The organism is Actinosynnema sp. (assembly GCF_052038725.1).
Window position 1 is genome coordinate 1 of sequence record NZ_JBQGCX010000543.1, and the last position, 2,885, is coordinate 2,885.

3 protein-coding genes are annotated in these 2,885 nt (G+C 73.4%); all 3 read left to right on the forward strand.

Annotated elements, in window-relative coordinates; all coding sequences use genetic code 11:
* Positions 1 to 1,331: putative glycoside hydrolase (locus ACTUAL_RS10950; RefSeq protein ID WP_440900171.1), on the forward strand; the 1,331-nt coding region annotated here is incomplete at its 5' end.
* Between the two features lie 140 nt (positions 1,332 to 1,471).
* Positions 1,472 to 2,062 carry a TetR/AcrR family transcriptional regulator gene (locus ACTUAL_RS10955; protein WP_096495864.1) on the forward strand — a complete coding sequence of 197 codons (591 nt, stop codon included), beginning with the start codon at positions 1,472 to 1,474 and terminating at the stop codon, positions 2,060 to 2,062.
* Positions 2,059 to 2,847: a thioesterase family protein gene (locus ACTUAL_RS10960; RefSeq protein WP_440900172.1), complete on the forward strand. Its 789-nt coding sequence runs from the start codon at positions 2,059 to 2,061 to the stop codon at positions 2,845 to 2,847. The genes ACTUAL_RS10955 and ACTUAL_RS10960 overlap by 4 nt, the downstream gene beginning before the upstream one ends.
* The last annotated feature ends 38 nt before the right edge of the window (positions 2,848 to 2,885 follow it).

Below are 2,885 nucleotides of genomic sequence, written 5' to 3' on the forward strand. Positions count from 1 at the left end.
AGCACAAGAACCTGGCCCGCGAGGCGGTGCGCAAGTCGCAGGTGCTGCTGAAGAACAACGGCAACGTGCTGCCGCTCAGCTCGCGCGCCAAGGTCCTGGTGGTCGGCAAGAGCGCCGACTCGATGCAGAACCAGACCGGCGGGTGGACGCTCACCTGGCAGGGCACCAGCAACACGAACGCCGACTTCCCCAACGGCACCACCATCCTCGGCGGCCTCAAGCAGGCGCTCGGCGAGAAGAACGTGGTGTTCAGCGAGACCGGCGACGTCGACCCCGAGGGCTTCGACGCGGTGATCGCGGTCATCGGCGAGACCCCGTACGCCGAGGGCAACGGCGACCTGGGCAGGCGCTCGCTGGAGGCGGCGAAGCTCTACCCGAACGACCTGGCCGTGCTGGACAAGGTCAGCGGCAAGGGCGCGCCGGTCGTCACGGTCTACGTGTCCGGCCGACCGCTGCACGTGAACAAGGAGCTGAACCGCTCGGACGCGTTCGTCGCGGCCTGGCTGCCCGGCACCGAGGGCGGCGGCGTCGCCGACCAGCTCGTGCGCGGCAGGCACACGTTCCCCGGCTTCACCGGGACGCTCTCGTACTCCTGGCCCAAGGGCGCGTGCCAGACGCCGCTCAACCCCGGCCAGGAGGGCTACGACCCGCTGTTCAAGCCCGGCTACGGGCTGAAGACCTGGGAGCGGAGCAAGGTCGGGCGCCTGGACGAGACCTCGCCCGAGACCGGGTGCGGCGGCAGCGGCGGCGGTGGCAGCGCGACCGAGGACCTGGACGTCTTCATCCGCCAGGACATCGCGCCGTACAAGAGCTTCATCGGCTCGGCGGAGAACTGGGGCGGCACGGAGATCGGTCCGGACGCCACGGCCGCGCACGCGGAGATCTCGGTCGTCCCGTCCGACGTCAACGTGCAGGCGGACGCGCTGCGCACGAAGTGGACCGGCGTCGGCCCGGCGCAGGTGTACCTCCAGCAGCAGGGCGGGGTCAGCGACCTGCGCGGCTACCGGAACACCAACGGGGCGCTCGTGTTCGACGTGATCGTGCACCAGAAGCCCGCGGCGCGGACGGTGCTGAGCGCGCACTGCACGTACCCGTGCCTGGGCGAGGTGAACGCGACCGGGGTGTTCAACTCGCTGGCGGTGGGGGAGAAGGCCACGGTGAAGGTGCCGGTGAGCTGCTTCGAGGCCACGGGCCTCGACCTGGAGGGCGTGAACACGCCGTTCCTGGTCTACACCGACGGTCAGTTCGAGGCGTCGTTCGCGAACGTGCGGTGGGTGCCGCAGGCGGGCGCCGACCCGGACGCGAGGACCTGCGCTGAGCTGAGCGGCTGACGCGCGGCCGAGCTCGACCAGAAGCGGGTCCCGTTCCGGCGGGGCCCGCTTCTCGCTGTTCAGGACCCCTTGCCAGGCCCGCGCCGGTGATAGATGATGCACGTCATCTATCCGGTTACCGGCCAGTAGGGGAGGTGGGTGTGCCCAGGGCCAGCCAAGCCCGCGCCGCCGAGCACCGGGCCCAGGTGCTCGACGCGGCCAGCCGCGCCATCCGCGAGCACGGCGTCGACCGCCTGCGCGTCCAGCGGGTCATGGCCGACGTCGGCCTCACCCACGGCGGCTTCTACCGGCACTTCGGCTCCAAGGACGACCTCGTCGCCCAGGCCTTCGCCTCCGCGTTCGAGGAGCGCGCCCAGGCCGTCCGCGGGCTGGTCGAGCGCGCCGAGGAGGCAGGCGAGCCCCCGCGCGCCGCCTTCCTCGCCTCCTACCTCTCCCCGCGCCACCGCGACGCCCCCGACCGGGGCTGCCCCATCACCGCGCTCGCCTCCGACAGCGCCCGCTCGGCGCCCGGATCACCGCTGCCCGAGGCGTTCGCGGACGGCCTGCGCCGCACCGCCGACCTGATCGGCGCGCTCGACGGCTCGGACCGCGAGCGCGCCCTGGTCGACATCTGCACCGCCGTCGGCGCCCTCACCCTCGCCCGCGCCTGCGGTGACGACCCGCTCGCGGACGGGCTCCTGACCACCGCGCTCGCCCACCTGACCGCCCCGACCGGAGGAAACCCAGCGTGAGAAGCGAATTCGACCGCGCCACCGCGCTCACCACCGCCGAGGACGGGACCCGCACCGCCGACCTCGATCCGCTGTGGACGGTCGGCGGGCGTCCGCACGGCGGGTACCTGCTCGCGCTGCTCGCCCGCGCCGCGTCCTCGCCGACCCACCCGCACCTGCTCGCCATCAGCGCCTCCTTCTCGAAGTCGCCGAAGCCCGCCCCGGTCCAGGTCGAGGTGGAGGAGATCCGCGCGGGCAGGTCGCTCAGCCAGTTCCGCACCCGCCTCAGCCAGGACGGGACCAGCTGCGCCGACGCCCTGGTCACCCTCGGCCACCTGGAGGACGCCGAACCCTGGTGGACCTCCGTCGACGCGGAGGGCCCCGCCGAGGAGGACTGCCTCCTCATGCCCGCCGAGGGCCCCGGCGGCTTCCCCATCGACCTGCTCAAGGTCGTCGAGCAGCGCGTCGAACCGGCCGCCGCCGGGTTCGTCCGGGGCGAGCCCGCCCGCCGGGGCGAGATCACCACCTGGCACCGGCTGGCCGACGGCGCGGACTGGGACCCGCTGTCCCTGCTGGTCCCGCTCGACCCGGTGCCGCCGATCTCCTACGACCTCGGCCTCACCGGCTGGGCCCCGACGATCCAGATGTCCGCGCACATCCGCCGCCTCCCCGCGCCCGGCCCGGTCCGGATCCGCATGGTGGCCACCCACGTCGGCGGCCAGCGCATGGACGAGACCGCGCACGCCTTCGACAGCAGGGGCCGCCTGGTCGCCCACGCCACCCAGATCGCGGGCGTGCGGCACTGACGGGAACCGGGCCCGAAGCCGTGCCCGGTCACCCCCGC